The organism is Enterobacter cloacae complex sp. P1B (assembly GCF_014982345.1).
Taxonomy (GTDB): Bacteria; Pseudomonadota; Gammaproteobacteria; order Enterobacterales; family Enterobacteriaceae; genus Enterobacter; species Enterobacter bugandensis.
In genome coordinates, this window is the sequence record NZ_JADCLF010000006.1 from 193,354 (window position 1) to 215,975 (window position 22,622).

21 protein-coding genes are annotated in these 22,622 nt (G+C 56.4%); 2 read left to right on the forward strand and 19 right to left on the reverse strand.

All coding sequences use genetic code 11. The annotated features are described in order from the left end of the window. Positions 1-14 precede the first annotated feature (14 nt). The 13 genes from INF77_RS05570 to tkt form a co-directional block, all read right to left on the reverse strand. Positions 15-746, reverse strand: coding sequence for an oxidative stress defense protein (locus tag INF77_RS05570; protein ID WP_028014336.1), 732 nt, complete (start codon positions 744-746; stop codon positions 15-17). A gap of 92 nt (positions 747-838) precedes the next feature. Continuing rightward, positions 839-1,474, reverse strand: coding sequence for an arginine exporter ArgO (argO, locus tag INF77_RS05575; RefSeq protein ID WP_047367435.1), 636 nt, complete (start codon positions 1,472-1,474; stop codon positions 839-841). 145 nt (positions 1,475-1,619) lie between these two features. Further along, entirely contained in the window at positions 1,620-2,474 is an 855-nt protein-coding gene (gene mscS, locus INF77_RS05580; RefSeq protein ID WP_003860082.1) for a small-conductance mechanosensitive channel MscS, read from the reverse strand. A gap of 186 nt (positions 2,475-2,660) precedes the next feature. After that, on the reverse strand, positions 2,661-3,740 hold the full coding sequence (gene fbaA / locus INF77_RS05585; protein WP_008499731.1) for a class II fructose-bisphosphate aldolase: 1,080 nt from the start codon (positions 3,738-3,740) through the stop codon (positions 2,661-2,663). Positions 3,741-3,832: 92 nt separating this feature from the next. Then, a complete protein-coding gene (pgk, locus tag INF77_RS05590; RefSeq protein ID WP_028014337.1) occupies positions 3,833-4,996 on the reverse strand; it encodes a phosphoglycerate kinase in 1,164 nt (387 codons plus the stop codon). A gap of 49 nt (positions 4,997-5,045) precedes the next feature. Next, complete coding sequence (gene epd / locus INF77_RS05595; RefSeq protein WP_047367434.1) at positions 5,046-6,065, reverse strand: erythrose-4-phosphate dehydrogenase; 1,020 nt, start codon at positions 6,063-6,065, stop codon at positions 5,046-5,048. Positions 6,066-6,370: 305 nt separating this feature from the next. Then, positions 6,371-7,081: a nucleoside/nucleotide kinase family protein gene (locus INF77_RS05600; RefSeq protein ID WP_048960951.1), complete on the reverse strand. Its 711-nt coding sequence runs from the start codon at positions 7,079-7,081 to the stop codon at positions 6,371-6,373. After that, positions 7,078-7,587, reverse strand: a complete 510-nt coding sequence (locus tag INF77_RS05605; RefSeq protein ID WP_047745984.1) for an MltR family transcriptional regulator — start codon at positions 7,585-7,587, stop codon at positions 7,078-7,080. Before INF77_RS05605 ends, INF77_RS05600 begins: the two co-directional genes overlap by 4 nt. A gap of 15 nt (positions 7,588-7,602) precedes the next feature. Then, positions 7,603-8,574, reverse strand: coding sequence for a class II fructose-bisphosphatase (gene glpX, locus INF77_RS05610; protein ID WP_150145020.1), 972 nt, complete (start codon positions 8,572-8,574; stop codon positions 7,603-7,605). Beyond that, complete coding sequence (locus INF77_RS05615; protein ID WP_150145021.1) at positions 8,571-9,848, reverse strand: zinc-binding dehydrogenase; 1,278 nt, start codon at positions 9,846-9,848, stop codon at positions 8,571-8,573. The genes glpX and INF77_RS05615 overlap by 4 nt, the downstream gene beginning before the upstream one ends. Before the next feature lie 23 nt (positions 9,849-9,871). Further along, positions 9,872-11,251: a PTS mannitol transporter subunit IICB gene (locus tag INF77_RS05620; protein WP_150145022.1), complete on the reverse strand. Its 1,380-nt coding sequence runs from the start codon at positions 11,249-11,251 to the stop codon at positions 9,872-9,874. Positions 11,252-11,278: 27 nt separating this feature from the next. After that, complete coding sequence (gene cmtB, locus INF77_RS05625; protein ID WP_100170832.1) at positions 11,279-11,722, reverse strand: PTS mannitol transporter subunit IIA; 444 nt, start codon at positions 11,720-11,722, stop codon at positions 11,279-11,281. A gap of 313 nt (positions 11,723-12,035) precedes the next feature. Then, on the reverse strand, positions 12,036-14,027 hold the full coding sequence (gene tkt / locus INF77_RS05630; RefSeq protein ID WP_193532068.1) for a transketolase: 1,992 nt from the start codon (positions 14,025-14,027) through the stop codon (positions 12,036-12,038). A gap of 271 nt (positions 14,028-14,298) precedes the next feature. On the opposite strand from tkt, the gene INF77_RS05635 reads away from it, so the two are divergent. Both INF77_RS05635 and INF77_RS05640 read left to right on the forward strand, forming a co-directional pair. Further along, positions 14,299-15,057: a M48 family metallopeptidase gene (locus INF77_RS05635; RefSeq protein WP_028014340.1), complete on the forward strand. Its 759-nt coding sequence runs from the start codon at positions 14,299-14,301 to the stop codon at positions 15,055-15,057. A gap of 210 nt (positions 15,058-15,267) precedes the next feature. Continuing rightward, entirely contained in the window at positions 15,268-16,536 is a 1,269-nt protein-coding gene (locus INF77_RS05640; protein WP_045260753.1) for an OprD family outer membrane porin, read from the forward strand. Positions 16,537-16,610: 74 nt separating this feature from the next. Here the strand turns inward: INF77_RS05640 and INF77_RS05645 are convergent, their stop codons facing one another. Genes INF77_RS05645 through INF77_RS05670 form a run of 6 tightly spaced genes read right to left on the reverse strand, consistent with a single transcriptional unit; the run spans position 16,611 to position 22,612 of the window. Further along, the gene (locus tag INF77_RS05645) at positions 16,611-18,251 is read right to left on the reverse strand and encodes a thiamine pyrophosphate-binding protein (protein WP_193532069.1); all 1,641 of its coding nucleotides are present in this window, start codon (positions 18,249-18,251) and stop codon (positions 16,611-16,613) included. Between the two features lie 13 nt (positions 18,252-18,264). After that, positions 18,265-19,734: an aldehyde dehydrogenase gene (locus tag INF77_RS05650; RefSeq protein ID WP_063438560.1), complete on the reverse strand. Its 1,470-nt coding sequence runs from the start codon at positions 19,732-19,734 to the stop codon at positions 18,265-18,267. A 9-nt stretch (positions 19,735-19,743) separates the two neighbouring features. Continuing rightward, positions 19,744-20,514, reverse strand: coding sequence for an aspartate dehydrogenase (locus INF77_RS05655; protein ID WP_041908340.1), 771 nt, complete (start codon positions 20,512-20,514; stop codon positions 19,744-19,746). Positions 20,515-20,523: 9 nt separating this feature from the next. Continuing rightward, positions 20,524-21,318, reverse strand: coding sequence for an SDR family oxidoreductase (locus INF77_RS05660; RefSeq protein ID WP_028014345.1), 795 nt, complete (start codon positions 21,316-21,318; stop codon positions 20,524-20,526). Further along, on the reverse strand, positions 21,302-22,072 hold the full coding sequence (locus tag INF77_RS05665) for an alpha/beta fold hydrolase (RefSeq protein WP_193532070.1): 771 nt from the start codon (positions 22,070-22,072) through the stop codon (positions 21,302-21,304). Before INF77_RS05665 ends, INF77_RS05660 begins: the two co-directional genes overlap by 17 nt. A gap of 9 nt (positions 22,073-22,081) precedes the next feature. Continuing rightward, positions 22,082-22,612, reverse strand: a complete 531-nt coding sequence (locus INF77_RS05670) for a cupin domain-containing protein (RefSeq protein WP_017382915.1) — start codon at positions 22,610-22,612, stop codon at positions 22,082-22,084. Positions 22,613-22,622 lie beyond the last annotated feature (10 nt).

Consider the following 22,622-nt stretch of genomic DNA (forward strand, 5'->3'; position numbering starts at 1 on the left):
ACCCGGCCTATTGATTATTGTGCAGGTTTCGGCTGTGCTGCAACGGGTTCCAGCTGGAACACCACATCAACCTGATCGTCGAACTGAATCGTTGGCTGCTCGTAGGTTTCCTGAGCAGAAACCGGCGCGGCGTCCGCCTTCATCATCCGAACCATCGGGCTTGGCTGGTAGTTAGAGACGTGGTAACGCACGCTGTATACCGGGCCAAGCTTGCTCTTGAAGCCAGACGCCAGCTGTTCCGCCTGATGAATGGCATCATCAATCGCCGCTTTACGCGCTTCGTCTTTGTATTTCTCCGGTTGCGCAACGCCCAGCGACACGGAACGGATTTCGTTCAGGCCGGCCTTCAGCGCGCCGTCCAGCAGAGAGTTCAGCTTGTCCAGCTGACGCACGGTCACTTCCACAGTGCGCACGGCGCGATAGCCTTTCAGGATACTTTTGCCGTTCTGGTAGTCGTAATCGGGCTGGGTACGCAGGTTCGCAGAGCTGATGTCTTTTTTAGCAACACCGTTCTGTTCCAGGAAAGAGAGATATTGCGCAACACGATCGTCTGCCTGTTTTTTGGCGGAAGCGGCATCTTTTGCCGCCACGTTCACTTCAATTGCCAGGGTTGCAACATCCGGTACCGCGTCCACGCTTGCGGTGCCTGACGTGACGATGTGCGGGCCATCCGGCAGTTCACTTGCCTGCGCCGACACCGCACCGAAACTTACTAATGCCGCGAGGGCCATCACTTTAAACTTCACTGTCATTCCTCCATGTTGCGAAGAGTGCCCCAACAACAGGGCTCATGCCAGCAAGCTTAGCGGGTCTTGCTCAGTTGTCCATAAGACAAGGATTAGTTGAACAATTCCTGGACGTGGTGAATGCCCTCTTTTGCCAGCTGAAAAGCAATAAACCACATCACCAGCCCCACCAGGGTATTAATAATGCGCTGGGCTTTGGCAGTCCGCAGACGAGGCGCCAGCCATGCCGCCAGAATGGCGAGACCGAAGAACCAGAGGAAAGAGGCGCTGACCGTGCCGAGCGCAAACCAGCGTTTCGGCTCAACGTCCAGCTGTCCGCCCAGGCTGCCCAGCACTACGAAGGTGTCAAGGTAGACGTGCGGGTTAAGCCAGGTGACCGCCAGCATGGTGACGATAATCTTCCAGCGGCCCTGCTTCATCACTTCGGCGCTTGCCAGCTCAATGTTGCTGCTCATCGCCGTTTTCAGGGCACCGAATCCGTACCACAGCAGAAACGCCACGCCGCCCCAGGTCACCAGCGCCAGCAGCCAGGGGGACTGCATCAGCAGCGCGCTGCCGCCAAAAATGCCGGCGCAAATCAGCAGCAGATCGCTCACCGCGCACAGCAGGGCAATCATCAGATGATACTGGCGGCGAATGCCCTGATTCATCACGAAGGCGTTTTGCGGGCCGAGGGGTAAAATCATGGCCGCACCTAAGGCAAGCCCTTGAAAATAATAAGATAGCATGACGATTTTCTCGCAGTGTTGTTCTGGAGGCTGACTATACTGCGCGAATCACATTAGAGGAAATGGATAATATTAATTGGGTATTAGCGGAGCTTATGAAAGTAAAGCCCGGTGGCGCGAGCGCTTACCGGGCCTACGGGTGACGTTATTCTGCTTCTTTGACTTTTTTGACGTTTACGTCCATCTGCGGGTAAGGGAAGCTGATGCCGTTGGCGTCGAAATCGCGCTTGATGCGCTCCAGCACATCCCAGTAAACGTTTTGCAGATCGCTGCTTTTGCTCCAGATACGCACCACGAAGTTAATAGAGGATGCACCCAGTTCGTTCAGGCGAACAGTCTGCTCGCGGTCCTTCAGAATGCGGTCGTCAGAGGCGATGATATTTGCGATCAGCGACTTCACCTGATCGATATCGGAATCATACGCCACGCTGATGATGAGCTCGTTACGACGCACCGGCTCGCGGGAGAAGTTAATGATATTGCCCGCAATGATTTTCCCGTTCGGTACCACCACAATACGACCATCGACGGTACGCAGGGTGGTAGAGAAAATCTGTACCTGCAACACGGTACCGGCGATGCCGCCAAGGTCAACATATTCACCGGAGCGGAACGGACGGAAAGTCACAAGCAGTACGCCCGCCGCCAGGTTTGAAAGCGAGCCCTGCAGTGCCAGACCAATGGCCAGACCGGCGGCACCGAGAACGGCAATCACGGAGGCGGTTTGCACCCCCACACGGCCCAGCGCGGCAATCAGCGTGAAGGCGATAATGCCGTAGCGCACCAGTGCGGAGAGGAAGTCAGCCACCGTAGCGTCAATGTGTCGTGCGACCATCACACGGTTGACGGCGTTCGACACGATACGCGCCACGATCATCCCGACGATGATGATGGCAATCGCCGCGACAATGTTCACGGCATAGCTCAGCAGCAGGGCCTGGTTGCGCACCAGCCAGTTGCCGGCGTTATTGATGCTGTCTACAACATCGAGTTGTTCCATTTATTCTTCCTTTTGTTAAACCAAAACACAAAATCCATCCCCCATGGAGACAGGCAGGTCAGTAAAGGGTAAACAAAAAGCACCGGCTTTGCCAAACAGATCACAAAAACAGGTATTGCAGGATATTGAAAAAGCATAAAAAAAGGCCCGCATTTGCGGGCCTTCTGATGCTGTTAGCAGCTCAAATTACAGAACGTCGATTGCGTTCAGTTCTTTGAAAGCCTGCTCCAGACGGGTCACCATGGACGTCTGAGCAGCGCGCAGCCATACGCGTGGATCGTAGTATTTCTTGTTCGGCTGGTCTTCGCCTTTCGGGTTGCCCAGCTGGCCCTGCAGGTAAGCTTCGTTCGCTTTGTAGTACTGCAGGATACCGTCCCAGGTTGCCCACTGGGTGTCGGTATCGATGTTCATTTTCACTACGCCGTAGCTTACGGAGTCTTTGATTTCCTGAGCAGAAGAACCGGAACCGCCGTGGAAGACGAAGTTCAGGCTGTTGTGCGGCAGGTTGTGTTTCTTGGAAACGTATTCCTGAGAATCGCGCAGGATGGTCGGGGTCAGAACCACGTTACCTGGCTTATAAACGCCGTGCACGTTACCGAAGGACGCTGCAATGGTGAAGCGTGGGCTGATTTTGCTCAGCTCGGTGTAAGCGTAATCAACGTCTTCTGGCTGGGTGTACAGGGCAGAAGCGTCCATGTGGCTGTTGTCCACGCCGTCTTCTTCACCACCGGTGCAACCCAGTTCGATTTCCAGGGTCATGTCCATTTTGGCCATGCGCGCCAGGTACTTAGAGCAGATTTCGATGTTTTCGTGCAGTGACTCTTCAGACAGGTCGATCATGTGAGAAGAGAACAGTGGCTTACCGGTTGCCGCGAAGTGTTTTTCACCCGCGTCCAGCAGACCGTCGATCCACGGCAGCAGTTTCTTCGCGCAGTGGTCAGTGTGCAGGATAACTGGAACACCGTAGTGTTCAGCCATCTGGTGAACGTGGTGCGCACCAGAGATAGCGCCCAGGATAGCAGCACCCTGAGGAATGTCAGTTTTCACGCCTTTACCTGCGATGAACGCAGCGCCGCCGTTAGAGAACTGAACGATAACCGGTGCTTTAACTTTTGCAGCGGTTTCCAGTACGGCGTTGATGGAGTCGGTACCTACGCAGTTAACTGCTGGCAGAGCGAAGTTGTTTTCTTTAGCTACCTGGAACACTTTCTGTACGTCATCACCAGTGATAACGCCAGGTTTTACGAAATCAAAAATTTTAGACATGTTGCTTAGTCCTGTATCTTCGGCCGTTAGAAAAGGTGCGAGCTCTTAAAAGCGCGCTGAAAATTGGGCAGGTTTCCCTGCCCTTGAATGGCTTACTTCTTAGCGCGCTCTTCGAGCATTGCTACTGCTGGCAGTACTTTGCCTTCCACGAATTCGAGGAATGCGCCGCCACCAGTGGAGATGTAGGAGATCTTGTCAGCGATACCGAACAGGTCGATTGCTGCCAGGGTGTCACCACCGCCTGCGATAGAGAACGCTTCGCTGTCTGCGATTGCGTTAGCCACGATTTCAGTCCCTTTGCGGAAGTTCGGGAATTCGAACACGCCAACAGGACCGTTCCACAGGATAGTTTTTGCGTTTTTGAGGATTTCAGCCAGTTTCTGTGCAGAAACGTCGCCCAGGTCCAGAATCTGCTCTTCGTCTTTGATGTCGTTTACTGATTTCAGGGTCGCGGTTGCGGTTTCGGAGAACTCGGTCGCCACGCGAACGTCAGTTGGAACCGGGATATCACAGGTACCCAGCAGGCGTTTGGCTTCGTCAACCAGGTCTGCTTCGTACAGGGATTTACCCACGTTGTGGCCCTGAGCGGCAACGAAGGTGTTCGCGATACCACCGCCAACGATCAGCTGGTCAGCGATTTTAGACAGGGAATCCAGAACGGTCAGTTTGGTAGACACTTTAGAACCACCAACGATAGCGACCATTGGGCGAGCAGGTTCTTTCAGTGCTTTACCCAGTGCTTCCAGTTCGTCAGCCAGCAGAGGACCCGCACACGCGACGTCTGCGAATTTACCGATACCGTGGGTAGATGCCTGCGCACGGTGCGCAGTACCGAATGCATCCATCACGAATACGTCGCACAGTGCAGCGTATTTTTTGGACAGGGTTTCGTCGTCTTTCTTTTCGCCTTTGTTGAAGCGAACGTTTTCCAGAACAACCAGCTCACCTTCGGCAACGTCTACGCCGTCCAGGTAATCTTTCACCAGGCGAACCGGGTTGGACAGTTTGTCTTTCAGGTAATTAACAACCGGCAGCAGAGAGAACTCTTCGTTGTACTCGCCTTCAGTTGGACGGCCCAGGTGGGAGGTGACCATCACTTTAGCGCCCTGCTTCAGAGCCAGTTCAATGGTTGGCAGAGATGCACGGATACGCGCGTCGCTGGTCACTTTGCCATCTTTAACCGGTACGTTCAGATCGGCACGGATGAAAACGCGTTTACCTGCCAGATCCAGATCGGTCATCTTAATTACAGACATGGTGAATCCTCTCGTTGATTCTTAAAGTTTTGCAAGCGCAAGGTGCGCTCTACCTGAAACCTTTTGCGGCCATGGCTAACGTGGTGTCGAGCATTCGGTTAGCAAAGCCCCATTCGTTATCACACCAGACCAGCGTCTTGATAAGGTGCGCACCACTGACTCGCGTCTGCGTGCCATCCACGATGGCGCTGTGCGGGTCGTGGTTAAAATCTACTGAGACCAACGGTAATTCCGTATAGTCAACTATACCATGAAATGCTCCCTGTGCCGCTTTTTGCAGCAACAGGTTGACTTCACAGGCTTTTACCGGTTTTTTCACCGTCACGCTAAGATCGATTGCGGTGACGTTTATCGTCGGAACACGCACGGCAATCGCTTCGAAACGGTCATTAAACTGCGGGAAAATTCGGGTGATCCCTGCAGCCAGTTTCGTGTCCACCGGGATGATTGACTGGCTCGCCGCGCGAGTGCGTCGTAAATCCGGGTGATAGGCGTCGATAACCTGCTGATCGTGCATGGCGGAGTGAATCGTGGTTACGGTGCCGGATTCAATGCCATACGCATCGTCTAACAGTTTGATGACCGGAATAATGCAGTTGGTGGTGCAGGAGGCGTTGGAAACAATGCGGTGTTCGGCTTGCAGCTCATGCTGGTTGACGCCAAACACGACGGTCGCGTCGAGGTCGTTACTTCCGGGATGAGAAAACAGGACTTTTTTCGCGCCTGCTGTCAAATGCGCTTCGCCGTGTTCGCGGTTGCCATACACACCGGTACAGTCAAGCACGACATCCACACCCAGTTCACGCCAGGGTAGCCCGGAAATGCTGTTCTCATGCAGCACACGAATAGCGTCATCACCCACAAAAAGCTGATCTCTTTCCTGGCGCACATCCCAGGCGAAGCGTCCGTGGCTGGTGTCATACTTCAATAAATGCGCCATGCCAGCAGCATCCGCCAGTTCATTGATTGCCACCACGGTGATTTCCGCCCGACGTCCGGATTCATACAAAGCACGAACCACATTACGCCCGATGCGACCGAAGCCATTAATCGCTACGCGTACGGTCATAGATCTCCTGCAAAGCAATCCCTGAGTTTGAGGTGGCTGAAAGAGTAATCCAGCGACGCCCGAAGGGGAATCTTTGCTATCACAAACTGCGATTGATTGGTCAATTGTCGAACATTTAATCGACTGAAACGCTTCAGCAAGAATAAGCGAATCGGGGAATAAAAGGAATGTCTGTCCAGATTAAGAGCGATTTTATCTGATCTCCATCACATTTTTCCGGAATAATCGCTTTAGTACCCGCCACGTTAAAACGCGGCGGGTGCAACGAGGCACTAACGAAACAGATCCGTGAGTGTCGCGCACGATCAAACGAGTCGGTATTCGCCATTTGCCGACATCATCAGTTCCACATTGGCAGGACGACTATGACGCAAAACACGTTCTACGTTTGGCCCATCGGTGCGCGCATAAAACGCGTCGGCGTCGGCCTGAGAGAGTCCCCCGGCCAGCTTACGCCCCACCAGGCGCGTACGTAAGGCGTCGGCAGGCGCGCGAATGAACAACGAAAAATCACAGTATTCCAACAGCAGTCGCCATCGTTCATCATCAAGCAGCAACCAGTTACCTTCAACAATCACGACAGGCGCCGTTACCACAATCGCCTCTTCGACAGGATCGTGCGTTTGTCGGTCATACTGCGGCCAGGTACCGTCGCCCTCTTTGATCTGCCGCAGGTGTTGTGCAAGCCTGTCGACATCAAAGGTCTCCGGCGCACCTTTGTACGCACGCAGGTTATGGGCCTCAAGCCAAACGTTGTAGTGATGAAATCCATCCATCGGCAACGTCTGGATGGGCGGCATTCCCTCCGTCTGACGCGAGAGGTATTCCCAGAAGGCGGTCAGCGTGGATTTGCCTGTCCCGGGCGGCGCGCTGAGAAAAACAATCGTACGTCTGCTGGCGCTGGCGAAATGCCGTTTCGCCAGTTGGCGCAGCAAAGGTTTATGAACATTTTCGATTTCGTCGTCAGGATAGTGTGCTTCTACATGAAGCCCGTTAACCGTTAACCCAATTTTCACGGCGTAAGTTCCTTTAAAATTGTCGTTACCGCCAGGGTGAGCGCCGTTTTGATCATTGCGGTAAACCGAACCTCAGACCATGCGGCAAAATCAGCAAATTTCATCGACTCCAGCGCGCCGAATAACGTCGCGTTACGGGTGATGCAATTAACATTACTGATAAAATCCCAGGTGATGTCATCGGCGAAGCCAGGGATCGTATCCTGCTCCTTCAGATACTGGAAAAACTGGGAAAAATGCGTAATGTCGGCATAGAGCCATTTTTCCATTTTCCCCAGCGCATAGATCAGGCGTAACGCCACGTCGATGTCATCAAGCGGCCCACTCCGGGCAAGTAACGGCTTCACTGCATATTCCACGATCTCTTCATCGTTATCGACAAACAGCGACGGCAGAAAACATTTAATGCCCTGGAGCAAAAAGGAGTGTGCCGTCGTCATAAATGCCAGGAGGTTGTTCTGAGCATCCAATTGCTCAAGCACATCGTCTTCTGTCAGCGTCGTCATTGGTATCCCGATAAATCACCATGAATGCAGAGAGTCTATTATATTACACGTTCGATCCGCGCCGCCGATCAGTAAAGTTTGCGTGCGCACACCCTTCGCAACCTGTTGAATACCTTTGACCAGATCGCCACCCGTTACGCCCGTCGCGCTGAACAGGATGTCATTGCCCTCCACCAGTTCGTTGAGGGTATAGATGCGATTGATCTCCACGCCCATTTCTGCACATCGACGGTGCTCATGCATGGCGATCGAACGGTTCTCAGGGCTCTCCCCTTTTGCTGCACAAAAATCAATAAGCTCCGCCTGCATATCGCCGCCCAGCGCTTTCACCGCGCAGGCGGAGATCACCCCTTCCGGCGCGCCACCTATGGTGTACATCAGGTCATAGGGATTATCTGGTAAGCAGGTCAGTACGCTTGCAGCGACGTCACCATCGGGCAGCGCAAACACTTTTACGCCCAGCCGTGTCGCCTCGGCAATTGCATCTTGCAGGCGCGGCTTGTCCAGCGTCACCATCCGCAGATGCTCAAGCGGCTTGCCCAGCGCCCGGGCAACGTTGCGAAGGTTTTCCGCCAGCGTGAGCTCAAGGCTGATCGCCCCCGCCGCCGCCGCGTTAACCACCAGTTTCTTCATATACATATCAGGCGCATGAAACAGGCTGCCCTGCGGCGCGAACGCCATTACGGCCAGCGCATTGCTTTGTCCCATCGCCACCATGCGGGTCCCCTCAATGGGATCGACAGCAATATCCACCGCCGGGCCAGCGCCGCTTCCGACCTCCTCACCAATCCACAGCATTGGCGCATGGTCGATCTCACCTTCGCCAATGACGATCCGCCCGCGAATCGCTATAACATTTAGCGCCTCGCGCATGGCGGTTACCGCCAGCCCGTCGATCCGATTTTTATCGCCGCACCCGGTTTGCGGCCAGGCGGCCAGCGCCGCCCGTTCCGTCACGCGAAAAAGCGGCCATGCCAGAGACATCATGCCGCAGCCTCCCCAATATCCACACCAAACTGCGCCAGCAGATAGCGTTCTGCTTTTTCATTCCAGATGCCATGCGTCTCTTCCACCAGCCTTGCCAGCTCCCGGAACAGCGGGTCGGCTTTGCCCTTTTCAGCAAAATCGGAAATGGCCGTTAACGGCATGGTGACGCCGTTATAGATAAGCTTCTTGCCACCGGGAATGTCCGGCAGATTGAGCACCGTATGCGGCACAGCATCAAGGCCGCCGATGTGGGTCACCATAAACGACGGCTGAAGCTGGCCCGTCGCGCTCAGCGCAATCGCCTCTTTCATGTCCTCCGTCGAGCCGCCGGAGGTGCCTACCACATGCGTACTGTTGTAATGAACATTGTAAAAATTAAACGGCACCTTGAAATTGCTGTCCGTGGGCCCGGCGAAGAAATTCAGACATCCATCTTCGGCGAGCAGGTCGTCCGCCAGCTCTATGACCGCCGGAACCGCGGCATAGACAAACACGTCGTCAAAGCCGACATTGTCCGTCATTGCACGTAACGCAGCGGCAGGCGCCTCCATTTCGGCGGTATTGACATAGATAAGTTCAATGCCCTTTTGTGCCGCCAGCTCAACGGGCAGCAATTTTTTCGCCTGCGCGAGTCGCGCGTTATCAATATCCACCACCACAACGCGCGACGGCTGAATACCGCCGTTAATCGCATAATCAATCGCACCAATCCCCATCGGCCCGGCACAGGCCAGAAGCGCAATATTTCCCCCCGGCTTCACTCCCATCCTGTGTTCATAAACATATTGCGTCGTATGATAATTGGCGTTATATGCGCCGATAATGCAGCACATGGGTTCCGCCAGCGAAGCCGCCGCAAAATAAGAACCGTGATAAGGCAAAACGCAGCCCAGATTAATCGCAACTTCAGGAATAATCATATACGTCGCATTGCCGCCAAAATATTCATAGCTGTAGCCAGCAGAATAACCACTCGGCAATCCCATTGCCGGTTGTAATACAAACCGCTGACCTTTTTTATATTTATCGGTTAGATTTTTTCCGACCTCAACAATCACCCCGGCGCATTCGTGTCCAGTAATGACCGGATGGTTTTCCAGATCGCCCGGCACACGTTTATGTTCACTGCCTAATTTCGCCGCCTTCCAGGTAGATAAACAGACGCTGTCGGAAATTACGCTAACCAGGAGTTCATTGTCACTTATTTCGGGCAGTTCAAATTCACGGATACGAACATCCTGCTTGCCATAAATGGCAGCCACTTTCGTTTTCATATTGACTCCAGAAACCAGATAGATTAATTCGTCGTTAAATGCTTAAATAATTCGTCAAGCTGCGGATCGCCAAGATAGTTTTTTATCAACACTAACGGTTTATCACTGACTCGTTTAGCGCGTCCCTCCAGGCTGGCATGGGTAACAACAATGTCCGCGTCGTCAGGCACATTTTCGATGGCGTAATGTTTTACTTCTATATCTCGCCCGGCCTTTTCCAGACGTTTACGGAAAGTCGTTGCGCCCATCGCGCTGGAACCCATTCCGGCATCGCAGACAAAAGCGATACGCTTAATATCCCGATAAGAAAACTTGCCTTCCTGCTTCATGGCTTTTACGGCTTTGGCAGAATCACCGAACGTATCTTCTGTTCCAGCTTCGTTATTCTTATCCATTTTTAGGATAAAAGAGGCGATAGCAAAGGTGACTAGCGTGCCTGCCGTTACGCCAGCGATCGTGGCGAGGAAAGCGCCTTTAGGCGTTAACGCGAGGTAGGCGAAAATCGAGCCCGGACTTGGGCCAGCCACCAACCCACCGCCTAACAGGTTAAATACCCACGTACCACTCATGCCGCCAGCAATCATCGCAATCAGCGTCAGCGGTTTCATCAGTACGTAAGGGAAATAGAGCTCATGAATGCCGCCCAGGAAGTGGATGATCATCGCGCCGGGCGCAGACTTCTTCGCCATCCCTTTGCCGAAAAACGCAAAAGCCAGCAACAGGCCCAAACCCGGCCCCGGGTTGGAGGCCACCATAAAGAAGATGGACTTACCCGTCTCGGAAGCCTGCTGCATTCCCAGGGGATAATAAACGCCCTGATCGATGGCGTTATTCAGAAACAGAATTTTTGCCGGCTCGTTAATCAACGACAGCAGCGGCAAATAGCCCGCATGTACCAGTGATTCGATACATCCTTTAATAAAGTTATTCGCAATCGACACCGCAGGGCCGATGACTTCAAACCCCAGCAGGCAGAGGATCATGCCCGCGATGCCCAGCGAGAAGTTATTGATGACCATCTCAAAACCCGCCGGAATGCGCTTATCCAGCAGTCGGTCGATGTGCTTAATCACCATACCGCCGAGTGGTCCCATGATCATTGAACCGAGGAACATAGGAATATCCGCGCCGATAATCACGCCGATAGTGCCGATCCCCCCCATCACTGCGCCACGTTTGCCACCAACCAGGTGTCCGCCGGTAGAGCCAATCATCACCGGCAGTAAGTAGGTGATCATCGGACCGACAATTTTGGCGAAATGCTCATTTGGTAACCATCCGGTTGGAATAAATAATGCTGTAATAAATCCCCAGGCAATAAAAGCACCAATATTCGGGATGACCATCGCAGTCAAAAAGCCCCCAAAAGCCTGGACCTTTGCACGAGCAGACTTGTGTTCCATAATAATGTCCTGTAAAGGAAAGAATAATTATGCGCGAGCGATGATATCCGCCAACTGTTTTTCTGACTTAGCGGTTAACAACGCTGACAACATTTCTTCTTCACATAATAATTCGCTTAATGCCTGAATAGCGCCGATATGTGAATCCGCATCCGCAGCCGATAAACCAATGAGTAATTTTACAGGTTCATCTACTTCGGTAAACTGCACTTCCTGTTTAAGAAGCGTTAATGACATACCTGTTTTTAACGCACCGCACTCCGGACGGGCATGAGGCATTGCCACACCCGGCGCGAGAATATAATAGGGACCATTCGTGACCGTAGAGGTTTTAATCGCCTCAATATAAGCAGCATTAATATAATGATTTTGCAGCAAAGACGACATGGAAAAATCAATGGCTTCCTGCCAGTTCTTTGCTGCCGGTTTTATTGAGATAGAGGATTCAGGGAAATAATCAATCAACCGCATATATAATCCTTATTGTATTTTAAGGGTACAGCGTATCGCTAAAAATAAAAATACGCCTACGGTGGAATGAAATCAAACGGGGAGAAAATAGCAATGGTGTTACGCTGCGTTTTATTAAAACGAAGAAAAACAATTCGTTATAGAGAGAAAAATAAAAAGCAATCCTATATTTGTGATGTGGCTTGCAAATCACACATTTATCAACATTTCATATTTGTGATAAAAATCACCAAATAACCATTGTTAATTATAAAATAAGTCAAAGGAAATAAAACGGGCCGCCTGAGCGACCCGTTTTGCCTCACAAGGAGAATTACAGCAATTCTTTCGCCTTAGCGACAACGTTATCAACGGTGAAGCCGAACTCTTCGAACAGCTGTTCTGCCGGAGCAGACTCACCGAAGGTGGTCATACCGACGATAGCGCCGTTCAGACCCACGTATTTGAACCAGTAGTCAGCAATACCCGCTTCCACTGCCACGCGAGCGGAAACCGCTTTAGGCAGTACAGATTCACGGTAAGCCGCATCCTGCTTGTCGAACGCATCGGTAGACGGCATGGAAACCACGCGCGCCTTCACGCCTTCGGCAGTCAGTTTTTCCCATGCTGCTACAGCCAGTTCAACTTCAGAACCGGTCGCGATGAAGATCAGCTCAGGCTGACCCGCGCAATCTTTCAGCACGTAGCCACCGCGGGCGATGTTTGCCAGCTGCTCAGGGGTACGCTCCTGCTGCGCCAGGTTCTGACGGGAGAGGATCAGCGCGGTCGGGCCGTCCTGACGCTCAACGCCGTATTTCCACGCCACCGCAGATTCAACCTGGTCACATGGACGCCATGTGCTCATGTTCGGGGTTACGCGCAGGGAAGCTACCTGCTCTACCGGCTGGTGAGTTGGACCATCTTCGCCCAGACCGATGGAATCATGGGTGTAGACCATCACCTGACGCTGTTTCATCAGCGCAGCCATACGCACAGCATTACGTGCATATTCCACGAACATCAGGAAGGTAGAGGTGTATGGCAGGAAACCACCGTGCAGAGCGATACCGTTCGCGATAGCGGTCATACCGAACTCACGTACACCGTAATGGATGTAGTTACCGGCAGTGTCTTCGTTGATTGGCTTAGAACCAGACCACAGGGTCAGGTTAGAAGGCGCCAGGTCAGCGGAGCCGCCCAGGAATTCTGGAAGCAGCGGACCGAACGCTTCAATCGCATTCTGAGATGCTTTACGGCTGGCGATTTTAGACGGGTTCGCCTGCAGCTTCGCGATGAATTCGTTGGCTTTCGCGTCGAAGTCAGACGGCATATCGCCTTTCATACGACGGGTGAATTCAGCGGCTTCCTGTGGGAACGCCTTCGCATAGGCAGCGAACTTCTCGTTCCAGGCCGCTTCTTTCGCCTGGCCCACTTCTTTAGCATCCCACTGAGCATAGATCTCAGACGGGATTTCGAAGGCAGGGTGTTTCCAGCCCAGTGCTTCACGGGTCAGTGCGATTTCCGCGTCGCCCAGCGGTGCGCCGTGGGAGTCATGGGTGCCCGCTTTGTTCGGAGAACCGAAGCCGATGATGGTTTTGCACATCAGCAGGGACGGTTTGTCGGTGACTGCGCGAGCTTCTTCTACTGCACGTTTAATCGAGTCAGCATCGTGGCCGTCAACACCACGCACAACGTGCCAGCCGTAAGCTTCGAAACGTGCGGCGGTGTCGTCAGTGAACCAGCCTTCAACGTGACCGTCGATGGAGATACCGTTGTCGTCGTAGAACGCCACCAGTTTGCCCAGCTTCAGGGTACCAGCCAGGGAGCACACTTCGTGAGAAATGCCTTCCATCATGCAGCCGTCGCCCAGGAAAGCGTAGGTGAAGTGGTCAACGATGTCATGGCCAGGACGGTTGAACTGCGCCGCCAGGGTCTTCTCGGCAATCGCCATACCCACAGCGTTAGCAATGCCCTGACCCAGCGGGCCGGTGGTGGTTTCTACGCCAGCGGTGTAGCCCACTTCCGGGTGACCTGGAGTTTTGGAGTGCAGCTGACGGAAGTTTTTCAGCTCTTCGATTGGCAGATCGTAGCCGGTGAGGTGCAGCAGGCTGTAGATCAGCATAGAGCCGTGGCCGTTAGACAGCACGAAACGGTCGCGGTCAGCCCATGCCGGGTTCTGCGGGTTGTGGTTAAGGAAATCACGCCACAGGACTTCGGCGATATCAGCCATACCCATAGGGGCACCCGGGTGGCCGGATTTGGCTTTCTGTACTGCGTCCATGCTCAGCGCACGAATAGCATTAGCAAGCTCTTTACGTGAGGACATTTTAACTCCAGATCGGACTGTTAAAGGCCATGCCCTTGACGACAGCGCGTTTTGGGCTACGCCGGAAAAAAGTGCCAACAATGTAACCCAAGCCGCAGGGCATGTACATGGACCATTCTTTTGCAGCTTAAGAAATCTCTGGATCATGCTCGCATGTTGCGCAATCTGCTCGCCCGCGCCTGTAGATATTCCTTATACTTATCCCGCCCCGGCTTCGTTGCGGGGGCACTTTTCGGATTTTATTCAGTTTAACGAGTACGGAAGCAACCTCATGAAAATGCGTGCAATAGTGCTGGCCCTGGGTACAACGCTCGTGCTGAGCGGCTGTCAGAATATGGACTCTAACGGTCTGATGACCTCAGGTGCAGAAGCCTTTCAGGCCTACTCCCTGAGCGACGCGCAGGTTAAAGCGCTGAGCGATCAGGCCTGTAAAGATATGGACGGAAAAGCCACGCTTGCGCCGGCTGACAGTACCTACACACAGCGTCTGAATAAGATTGCTTCCGCGCTCGGCGATAACATCAACGGCCAGCCGGTGAACTACAAGGTTTACATGGCGAAAGACGTCAACGCCTTCGCGATGGCTAACGGCTGTATCCGCGTCTACAGCGGGCTGATGGATATGATGACCGACAACGAAGTGGAAGCGGTTATCGGCCATGAAATGGGTCACGTTGCGCTCGGCCACGTGAAGAAAGGGATGCAGGTTGCCTTAGGCACCAACGCCATTCGCGCGGCGGCAGCCTCTGCGGGCGGCATCGTTGGCAGCCTGTCCCAGTCGCAGCTTGGTGACGTAGGTGAAAAACTGGTTAACTCCCAGTTCTCGCAGCGTCAGGAGTCCGAAGCGGACGACTACTCCTACGATCTGTTGCGCAAACGCGGTATTAATCCATCCGGTTTAGCCACCAGCTTCGAAAAGCTGGCAAAACTGGAAGCGGGTCGCCAGAGCTCCATGTTTGACGATCACCCGGCCTCAGAAGCGCGCGCGCAGCATATTCGCGACCGAATGGCCGCTGACGGAATTAAATAATTTTGGAAGGAGGCAATTTTGCCTCCTTTTTATTTCGCATGAATTGCTAACTAAATCGCACGTATCGGTAACACCTCTGAAAGCCCCGTCAAACCTACCCTTTCCGGCTGAAACGTCTGGTCACATATTTATTGCAATCGTTAATCTTTCCGGTAATTATCAAACGCGCAGTAATTCAATTTAATATATTAAGACAGAGACGTTCCCTCCGTGAAAAAAGAATTATCGTTAATTGCTTTAAGTTTATTCGCCGCATTACCCGCCGCTGCAAGCCAGCAATCTGACAGCAAGGGTTTTATCGACGACAGCCATTTAGACCTGTTTTTACGCAATGCGTATATCAGCCGTGACTACCATCAGGGCCAGCAGGATAAAGCCGAATGGGGTCAGGGCATCATCGCCACCTTTGAATCCGGCTATACCGAAGGGCTGGTGGGCTTTGGCGTGGACGGCATCGCGCAGTACGGCGTGCGCCTGGACGGCGGTCGCGGCAAGAGCGGTGCGGGAGGTATCGACTTCTTTAAACAGGAAGACGATGGCCGGGCAAAATCCGATTTAGCGAAATTTGGCGCTACCGCCAAAATGCGGATCTCGAATACCGTGCTGAGCTACGGTAACCAGCGTCCTGAACTGCCTATCGTTAACGCCGACAGCTCCCGCCTGCTGTTTGAAAGCTACACCGGTGCCATGCTGACGTCTAAAGAGATCGACGGGCTGGAAGTGAACGCCGGTTATTTCACCGACGAGCAGCGTAAAAGCGACGACCGCCACGACAGCGGCCTGAAAAGCCTGACTTTCGGTGGCGCAAGCTACCAGTTCAACGACCAGTTCAGCGGCGCGCTATACGCCTCTCATAACGAAGAGGTGATGAACAAACAGTACCTGGGGCTGAATTTCAAACAGCCGTTCAGCACCGGGCAGCAGCTGGTGCTCGACTTTAACGGCTATAACTCGCGTCTGGATCAGGGCTACGCTGACAGCCTCGACACCGGCCGCAGCAACACAATCTGGAGCCTGGCGGCGAGCTACATCTGGGATATTCACACGTTCAAAGTGGCGTACCAGCAGAGCAGCGGCAGCACAGGCTATAACTACGGCGGATATCGCGACAAGGGCGGCGTGGGCGACGGCGGCAACACCATCTGGCTGGCGAACTCCTACTGGTCTGACTTTAACGGTGAAGACGAGCGCTCATGGCAGGCATCCTACGGTCTGGACTTCGCGGGTCTCGGCCTGCCGGGCCTGAGCTGGACCACCGCCTACGTGCGCGGCGACAATATCAAGACCTCTGAAACCAGCAACGGCAAAGAGCACGAGTGGTTTAACCAGATCCAGTACCAGGTGCAGGATGGCCCGGCAAAAGATCTGAAGCTGAAACTGCGCTACTCCGTGCTGCGCGTCTCCAGCAACGCCAGCGACTATAACGTGGGCGGGGACGAGATCCGCGCCTACGTGGAATACCCGTTTAACGTGTTCTGATAAAACAAGCCGGGTGGCGGCTTCGCCTTACCCGAACTACTGTTTTCCCTCTCCCCGTGGGAGAGGGAAAACAGCTAGTAAAGCGTTTTCTGCGGCGGCCCGGCAAACTTCAGCGCGCCAATCTGATCCATCCGCACTTCCACTACCGACGGCCCCGGCATCGCCAGCGCTTCCGTCATCACGGCTTCAAAATCCTCTGCCCGCTCAACGCTCCACGCCTGCAGGCCAATTGCCTGTGCCAGCAGGGTAAAGTCCGGCGTATGCAGTTCGTTATAATACTGTCGCCCGCCGAAGTACTTATCCTGAATGCCGCGCATCACGCCGTAGCCCCCGTCGTTCATGATCAGCAGCGTCACGTTAGCTTTCTCCTGCGCCAGCGTCGCCAGCTCGCCTAAATTCAGGCTCAGGCCACCGTCGCCCACCAGCCCCACCACCTTACGCTGTGGGTTGGCAATCGCGGTACCAATCGCCATTGGCAGCCCCATGCCAATCGCCCCGGCAAGAGAGTGAATGTTCATCAGCGGGCCGTTAGCCCTGAACAGACGACTGCCCCACAGGCTGCCGGAAACGGTGATATCGCGCACCAGCAGGCCGTCCTGCGGCAGGGCTTTTTCAATGGCGTCGTTGAGCTTCGCATAGGCGCCGCACTGCTCGCGCAGGCCCTGTTCAGCCTGCAATACCGCCTGCTGCACCTGCGCGTCCCACTGGGCGTTGCCCCACTCGCGGCCCTGCGCTTTATCGGCCAGGGCGCCAAGCAGCGCTGAACAATCGGCTATCAGCGTGTTATCCATCAGGTAGTTACGGCTCGCCGCCGCCGGGTCGATATCTATCTGCACCCGCGGAGACGGCAACTCCAGCGTCCATGAGCGGGTTTCGTTGCTGCGCAGGCGAGAACCGGCCACCAGCGTAAAATCACACTGCGCAATCAGCGCCTCAACCGAAGGCGAGTTGTGGAACGCCCGCAGGCTGGCACGATGGCCGTCCGGCAGCACGCCGCGCGCGTGGGTGCTGGAGATCACCGTCATGCCCGCATCCGCCAGCTTTTTCACCGCGTCAGCGCTTCCCAGCGCCCCGCCGCCCAGCCACAGCAGCGGCTGTTTAGCCTGCCTGAGCTGCGCCCACAAAGCATCCAGCATCGCGGGATCCACGGCTGCAACCGAAGCCGGTTTCACCGGTGCGGTCACCAGAGACAGCGGAATTTTAGCCCCCTGAATATCAATCGGGATCTCCACAGAGACCGGCCCGCACGGCGGCGTCTGCGCCTCCTGAATCGCTTTATGCAGAATCGCTATCGCCTGGCTGGCATTGCTGATGCGGTACGCCCGTTTTGAACTGGCCTTCAGGAAGGTCAGCTGGTCGCGGGTCTCGTGGATAAACCCGGTATCGGCGTCCAGCCAGGCCTTCTCAACCTGTCCGGTTAAATGCAGCAGCGGCGTGCAGGCGTTCATCGCCTCCACCAGCGCGCCTACCGCGTTCCCCGCCCCCGCGCCGGTGCTGGTCAGCGCCACGCCGAGGCCGGAAAACCGCCCGTGGGCGTCAGCCATGGTGACGGAACCCGCCTCGCCGCGCGCGGGCACGAAGCGGATTTTCCCCCGCTGCCCTACCGCGTCCGCGATCGGCAGGTTGTGAATGGAGATGACGCCGTAGATGGCCTCAACCTGATACTGCTCCAGCGTTCTGGCGATGGCGTCGCCGACGGTTATCATTTCGCTCATTGCTCACCCTTTCTCAGTCGCACCAGTGGTTGACGCTGTTACCCGTCGCCAGATAAATGCTCTTTTGCTGCATCCAGGCTTTCAGCCCCTGAATGCCCTTTTCGCGGCCCAGACCGCTCTCTTTAAAGCCCCCGAACGGGGTCGAAATCGCAAAAACTTTGTAGGTGTTGATCCACACCGTACCGGCCTCCAGCTGCTCGCTCAGGCGCAGCGCCCGCCCGGTGTCGCGGGTCCAGATCCCTGCCGCCAGGCCGTAAACCGAGTCGTTCGCCTCGCGGATCAACGCCGCTTCATCGCGAAACGGCATCGCCACCAGCACCGGGCCGAAGATCTCCTCCTGGCAGGCGCGGGCGCCGTTCGTCAGCCCTTCGATAATGGTCGGCTGGAAGAAGCTGCCGTTTGCCAGCGCCGGATCTGCCGGGATCTCCCCGCCGCACAGCACCCGGCCCCCCTCGCGCTTCGCCAGCTCGACGTATTCCTGCACGCTCTGGCGATGTTTCTCATTGATCAGCGGCCCAACGTGCACGCCGTCAGTGAAGGGGTGCCCTACGCGCAGCCCGCGAGTTAATTCCAGCAGCCGCGCCATCAGCGGCGCGTACAGGCTTTCGTGGATAAACAGCCGGGACCCGGCGATGCACGCCTGCCCTGCTGAGCTGAAAATGCCGTAGCAGATCCCGCGCGCGGCCTGCTCAACGTCGGCATCCTCCAGCACGATGGTCGGGGATTTACCGCCCAGCTCCAGCGACGCCGGAATAAGCTTTTCCGCAGCCACGTGCGCCAGATGGCGGCCCGTGGCGGTGCCGCCGGTAAAGGAAATTTTTCGCACGCGGGGATGGCGCGCCAGCGCGTCGCCAATCACCGAGCCTTTGCCCGGCAGCACGCTCAGCAGCCCGGCGGGCAGCCCGGCCTGTTCAAAAATGCGCGCCAGCTCCAGCGCCATCAGCGGCGTGGCTTCGGCAGGCTTGAGGATCACCGCGTTCCCGGCGGCGATGGCCGGGGCGACCTTCTGCATCTCGCTGGCAATGGGCGAGTTCCACGGCGTGATGGCCGCCACCACGCCGAGCGGCTCATAGCGGCTTAGCGTCAGCAGATCCGGCTGGCGCGGCGTGGGCAGCTCCCCTTCCAGCAGCTCGCAGGCGGCGGCGAAGTAGCGGGCCGTTCCCGCCGCGCTCATCACCAGCCCGCGCGCCTCCGCCAGCGGCTTGCCGTTATCCCGGCTCTGCATCTGCGCCAGCTCGTCAGCGCGGGAGTCAATCAGATCCGCCACCTTGTGCAAGATCTTCGCCCGCACGTGCGGCAGGCTGTTGCGCCAGGCGGGATCGCGCCACGCGCGCTCGCCGGCCTCGATCGCGTCGTGCAGATCGTCAAGGTTTGCCGCGGTCAGCGTCGCATTGAGCGACCCGTCAGCCGGGAAGTGGCTCTGCATCGGGTTACCGCCGCCGCGTCGCCACTGACCGCCGATAAAAATCTTCAGATCGTCCATCGTCACTCCTCAGCTCAGGGCCAGCTCGCGGCAGGCGCGCACCGCGCTGAGTGCCGCCAGGGTGGAGGTTTTAGGGTTAGACGCCAGCGGCAGCCCGCTCAGCTCCAGATGGAATTCGCCAAACAGCCCTTCTACGTGCAGCGTGTGGGTGTTACGTTTCGTTGCCGGGTCAACCATCAGCTGCACGCGGGTTTCATCCATCCCGACGCCGCCGAGCGCCACGGTCGCCGCCACGTTGGCATTCGCCGGAAACAGCCGCGCCGCCTCGCGGGCGCTCCCTTCAAAAAAGACCTTCGCCTCTGAGACCGCGTTAAGATCGATAAGCTGCTCGGCATAGCTGCCGCGCCAGCTGGCCGGGCTTTTACGCGACTGATAGGTGACGCGCTCAAGCCCGCCCTCCTTCGCCGCCGCAAGCCCGTCGATGCCGGCCACCGCCCCGGAAAGCAGCGTCAGCTTTCCGCCCGCCGCGAGCAGGCGCTGCTCCAGCGCGCTGTCCGCCAGCGCGCCGGTGGAAATGACCGCCAGATGCCAGCCGCGACGCAGAATCGCTTCGCCGTACTGCGCAACCGCCTGCTGGCTGGCGCACTCCAGCACCAGATCGGGCGTTTGTGCGCACGCCATCGGCGAGGTCAGCGCCTCGACCGCATCGCCAAACTGGTCGCGAATGGCGGCATGGTGAGACGCGCGCGCCACGATCCAGCCGATAGCCACGCCAGCGGGCAGACGCTCAATCACCGCCTGCGCCATGGCGCCATAACCAATTAACATTACCTTTTTCATGATGCGTCCTTACAGATGGCGGCAAAAGCCGCCGGAAACGTCCAGCGCCGCGCCGGTGGTAAACGAGGCCAGCGGCGAGGCGAGAAACAGCAGCGCCTGCGCGGGTTCCTGCGGCTTGCCGAGGCGCGCCATCGGAATGCCGCGCTTGCGCGCGATCTCCGCCGTCCACTCCGGCCAGCTCTGGCTTTTATCCGCCCGGCTTTCAAAGCGGCGCTGCCACTGGCCGGACTCGACCATACCGAGCAGTATGGAATTGACGCGAATGCCTTTGCCTACCAGCTCTTTCGAGAGCGTCAGCGTCATGTTCAACAGCGCGGCGCGGGCTGCCGACGTGGCGATCATGTGCTCTTCCGGCTGAAGCGCCAGCAGGGAGTTCACGCAGGTGATGGAGGCGATATCGGACCGTTCCAGCAGCGGCTGAAACGCCTGCACCGGATTAATGACGCCAAACAGTTTAAGTTCGGCTTCGTGCAGCCACGCCTCGCGCGGGGTGTCGCTGAAGTGCGCCACGTAGCCCTGACCGGCGTTGTTGATCAGCATATCCGCCGCGCCAAAGCGCGCCTGCACCGCATCCGCGAAGGCCTGCACCTCGTCGGCGTTCAGCACGTCGCAGCGGTATGAGAAAATCTCCCCGTCGGGATAGTCGTTTTGCAGCGTCGCATGGGCGCTGGCGAGCCGGTCCGGGTCGCGCCCACAAAAGGCGACTTTCGCCCCTTCGCCCAGCAGCAGGCGCAGCGTCTCAAAGCCAATGCCGGACGAACCGCCGGTAACGACCGCTACGCGGCCGTCAATGTGTGCATTCATCGCGCACCTCTTCGTTAATGCGTAAAAGCTGTTGATTAAAAAACGCGTCGTTATCGAGATAGCTCGCGTGTCCGGCCTGCGGAATCGCGGTAAACGGCATGCCGTAGCGCAGCGCCAGCCCCTGTACCAGCTCGGGCTGCGTGATCGCGTCCTGCTCGCCGCACCAGACTTCAAATTGACCGGCGTAACGCTTAAGCCAGCCGTGAATGTCGTCATGCGCCAGCATCCACGCGGCAGCGAGGTAGCCTTCCGTGCGCAGCCTGCGCATGCCCGCCGCGACGGTGGCGATATCGTCCGGGCGCGCGCCGGGGCGCAGCAGCTTCGCGGCGCGGGTCTGCGCGAGAATGTCGCCGCCGAGCGCCATCTGCTGCTCGCGATTACGCCAGACCTGCTCTCGCTGCGCCGGCGCGGCATTACCGTAGCCCTGCGCGGCGTCCGCCAGCACCAGATGAATAACGCGTTCAGGGAACTTCGCCGCAAACGCGCTGGCCACCAGCGCCCCCAGGGAATGGCCCACCAGTACCGCCTGCCAGACGCCTGCGCGGTCGAGCATCGCCGCCAGCGCGTCGGCGTAATCTCCCGCGTTCGCCCGCTCAACCGCCAGCATCGGGCTTTCGCCGTAACCGGGCATGTCCCACGCCAGCACGCGAAAGCCCTTCAGCGCCATCTGCTTGTGCCAGGACGCAGCGCCCGAGCTGATCCCGTGCAGCAGCATCAGCGGGATGCCGCTTCCCTGTTCACGAAAACCCGTCATGTCGCCCCCTTAGTTCCGCTTCACTTTTGAGAGCGGATGATCGGAGGGATAGGTCGGGATTTCCGGCTTGTTGGTTCCCAGCATGACGCACATCAGCGCCTCTTCTTCCCCGTGGTTAAACAGGCCGCGATAGATGCCCGGCGGGACGGAGATCAGGTCACGCTCGCGCAGCACGGTTTCGGTGTAGTTATCGCCGTCCTGGATCATCAGCGTGATCTGCCCTTTGAGCATGAAGAACACCTCCTCCACGTCGTCGTGCAGGTGCAGCGGCCCTTCGCACTTCGACGGCAGCACCATGGTGGAGAAGGTAAAATGGTCCGCCTGCACGGTATTGGTGTCGTTCGCCACGCCGGTTGCGCCGGTGCCGATGTAGCGCATCTGCGCCCGGCGGTATTTCGGGTCAAAATCGGCCTGGAACTTCAGCGCGTTCCAGTCGTATTTACGGCCTTCGAAGCGCGCGATGCGCGACTCGACCCACTCTTCCATCGTCAGGTGGTCAGGTTTGATGCCTGTTTTGTTGGTTACGGTTGAATCAGTCATGACACTCTCC

Bases quoted from the DNA above. Each gene is read 5' to 3' on its own strand.
- argO (WP_047367435.1), bottom strand. From the start codon at position 1,474: ATGCTATCTTATTATTTTCAAGGGCTTGCCTTAGGTGCGGCCATGATT.
- mscS (WP_003860082.1), bottom strand. From the start codon at position 2,474: ATGGAACAACTCGATGTTGTAGACAGCATCAATAACGCCGGCAACTGG.
- fbaA (WP_008499731.1), bottom strand. From the start codon at position 3,740: ATGTCTAAAATTTTTGATTTCGTAAAACCTGGCGTTATCACTGGTGAT.
- pgk (WP_028014337.1), bottom strand. From the start codon at position 4,996: ATGTCTGTAATTAAGATGACCGATCTGGATCTGGCAGGTAAACGCGTT.
- epd (WP_047367434.1), bottom strand. From the start codon at position 6,065: ATGACCGTACGCGTAGCGATTAATGGCTTCGGTCGCATCGGGCGTAAT.
- INF77_RS05605 (WP_047745984.1), bottom strand. From the start codon at position 7,587: ATGACGACGCTGACAGAAGACGATGTGCTTGAGCAATTGGATGCTCAG.
- glpX (WP_150145020.1), bottom strand. From the start codon at position 8,574: ATGATGTCTCTGGCATGGCCGCTTTTTCGCGTGACGGAACGGGCGGCG.
- INF77_RS05615 (WP_150145021.1), bottom strand. From the start codon at position 9,848: ATGAAAACGAAAGTGGCTGCCATTTATGGCAAGCAGGATGTTCGTATC.
- INF77_RS05620 (WP_150145022.1), bottom strand. From the start codon at position 11,251: ATGGAACACAAGTCTGCTCGTGCAAAGGTCCAGGCTTTTGGGGGCTTT.
- cmtB (WP_100170832.1), bottom strand. From the start codon at position 11,722: ATGCGGTTGATTGATTATTTCCCTGAATCCTCTATCTCAATAAAACCG.
- tkt (WP_193532068.1), bottom strand. From the start codon at position 14,027: ATGTCCTCACGTAAAGAGCTTGCTAATGCTATTCGTGCGCTGAGCATG.
- INF77_RS05635 (WP_028014340.1), top strand. From the start codon at position 14,299: ATGAAAATGCGTGCAATAGTGCTGGCCCTGGGTACAACGCTCGTGCTG.
- INF77_RS05645 (WP_193532069.1), bottom strand. From the start codon at position 18,251: ATGAGCGAAATGATAACCGTCGGCGACGCCATCGCCAGAACGCTGGAG.
- INF77_RS05650 (WP_063438560.1), bottom strand. From the start codon at position 19,734: ATGGACGATCTGAAGATTTTTATCGGCGGTCAGTGGCGACGCGGCGGC.
- INF77_RS05655 (WP_041908340.1), bottom strand. From the start codon at position 20,514: ATGAAAAAGGTAATGTTAATTGGTTATGGCGCCATGGCGCAGGCGGTG.
- INF77_RS05660 (WP_028014345.1), bottom strand. From the start codon at position 21,318: ATGAATGCACACATTGACGGCCGCGTAGCGGTCGTTACCGGCGGTTCG.
- INF77_RS05665 (WP_193532070.1), bottom strand. From the start codon at position 22,072: ATGACGGGTTTTCGTGAACAGGGAAGCGGCATCCCGCTGATGCTGCTG.
- INF77_RS05670 (WP_017382915.1), bottom strand. From the start codon at position 22,612: ATGACTGATTCAACCGTAACCAACAAAACAGGCATCAAACCTGACCAC.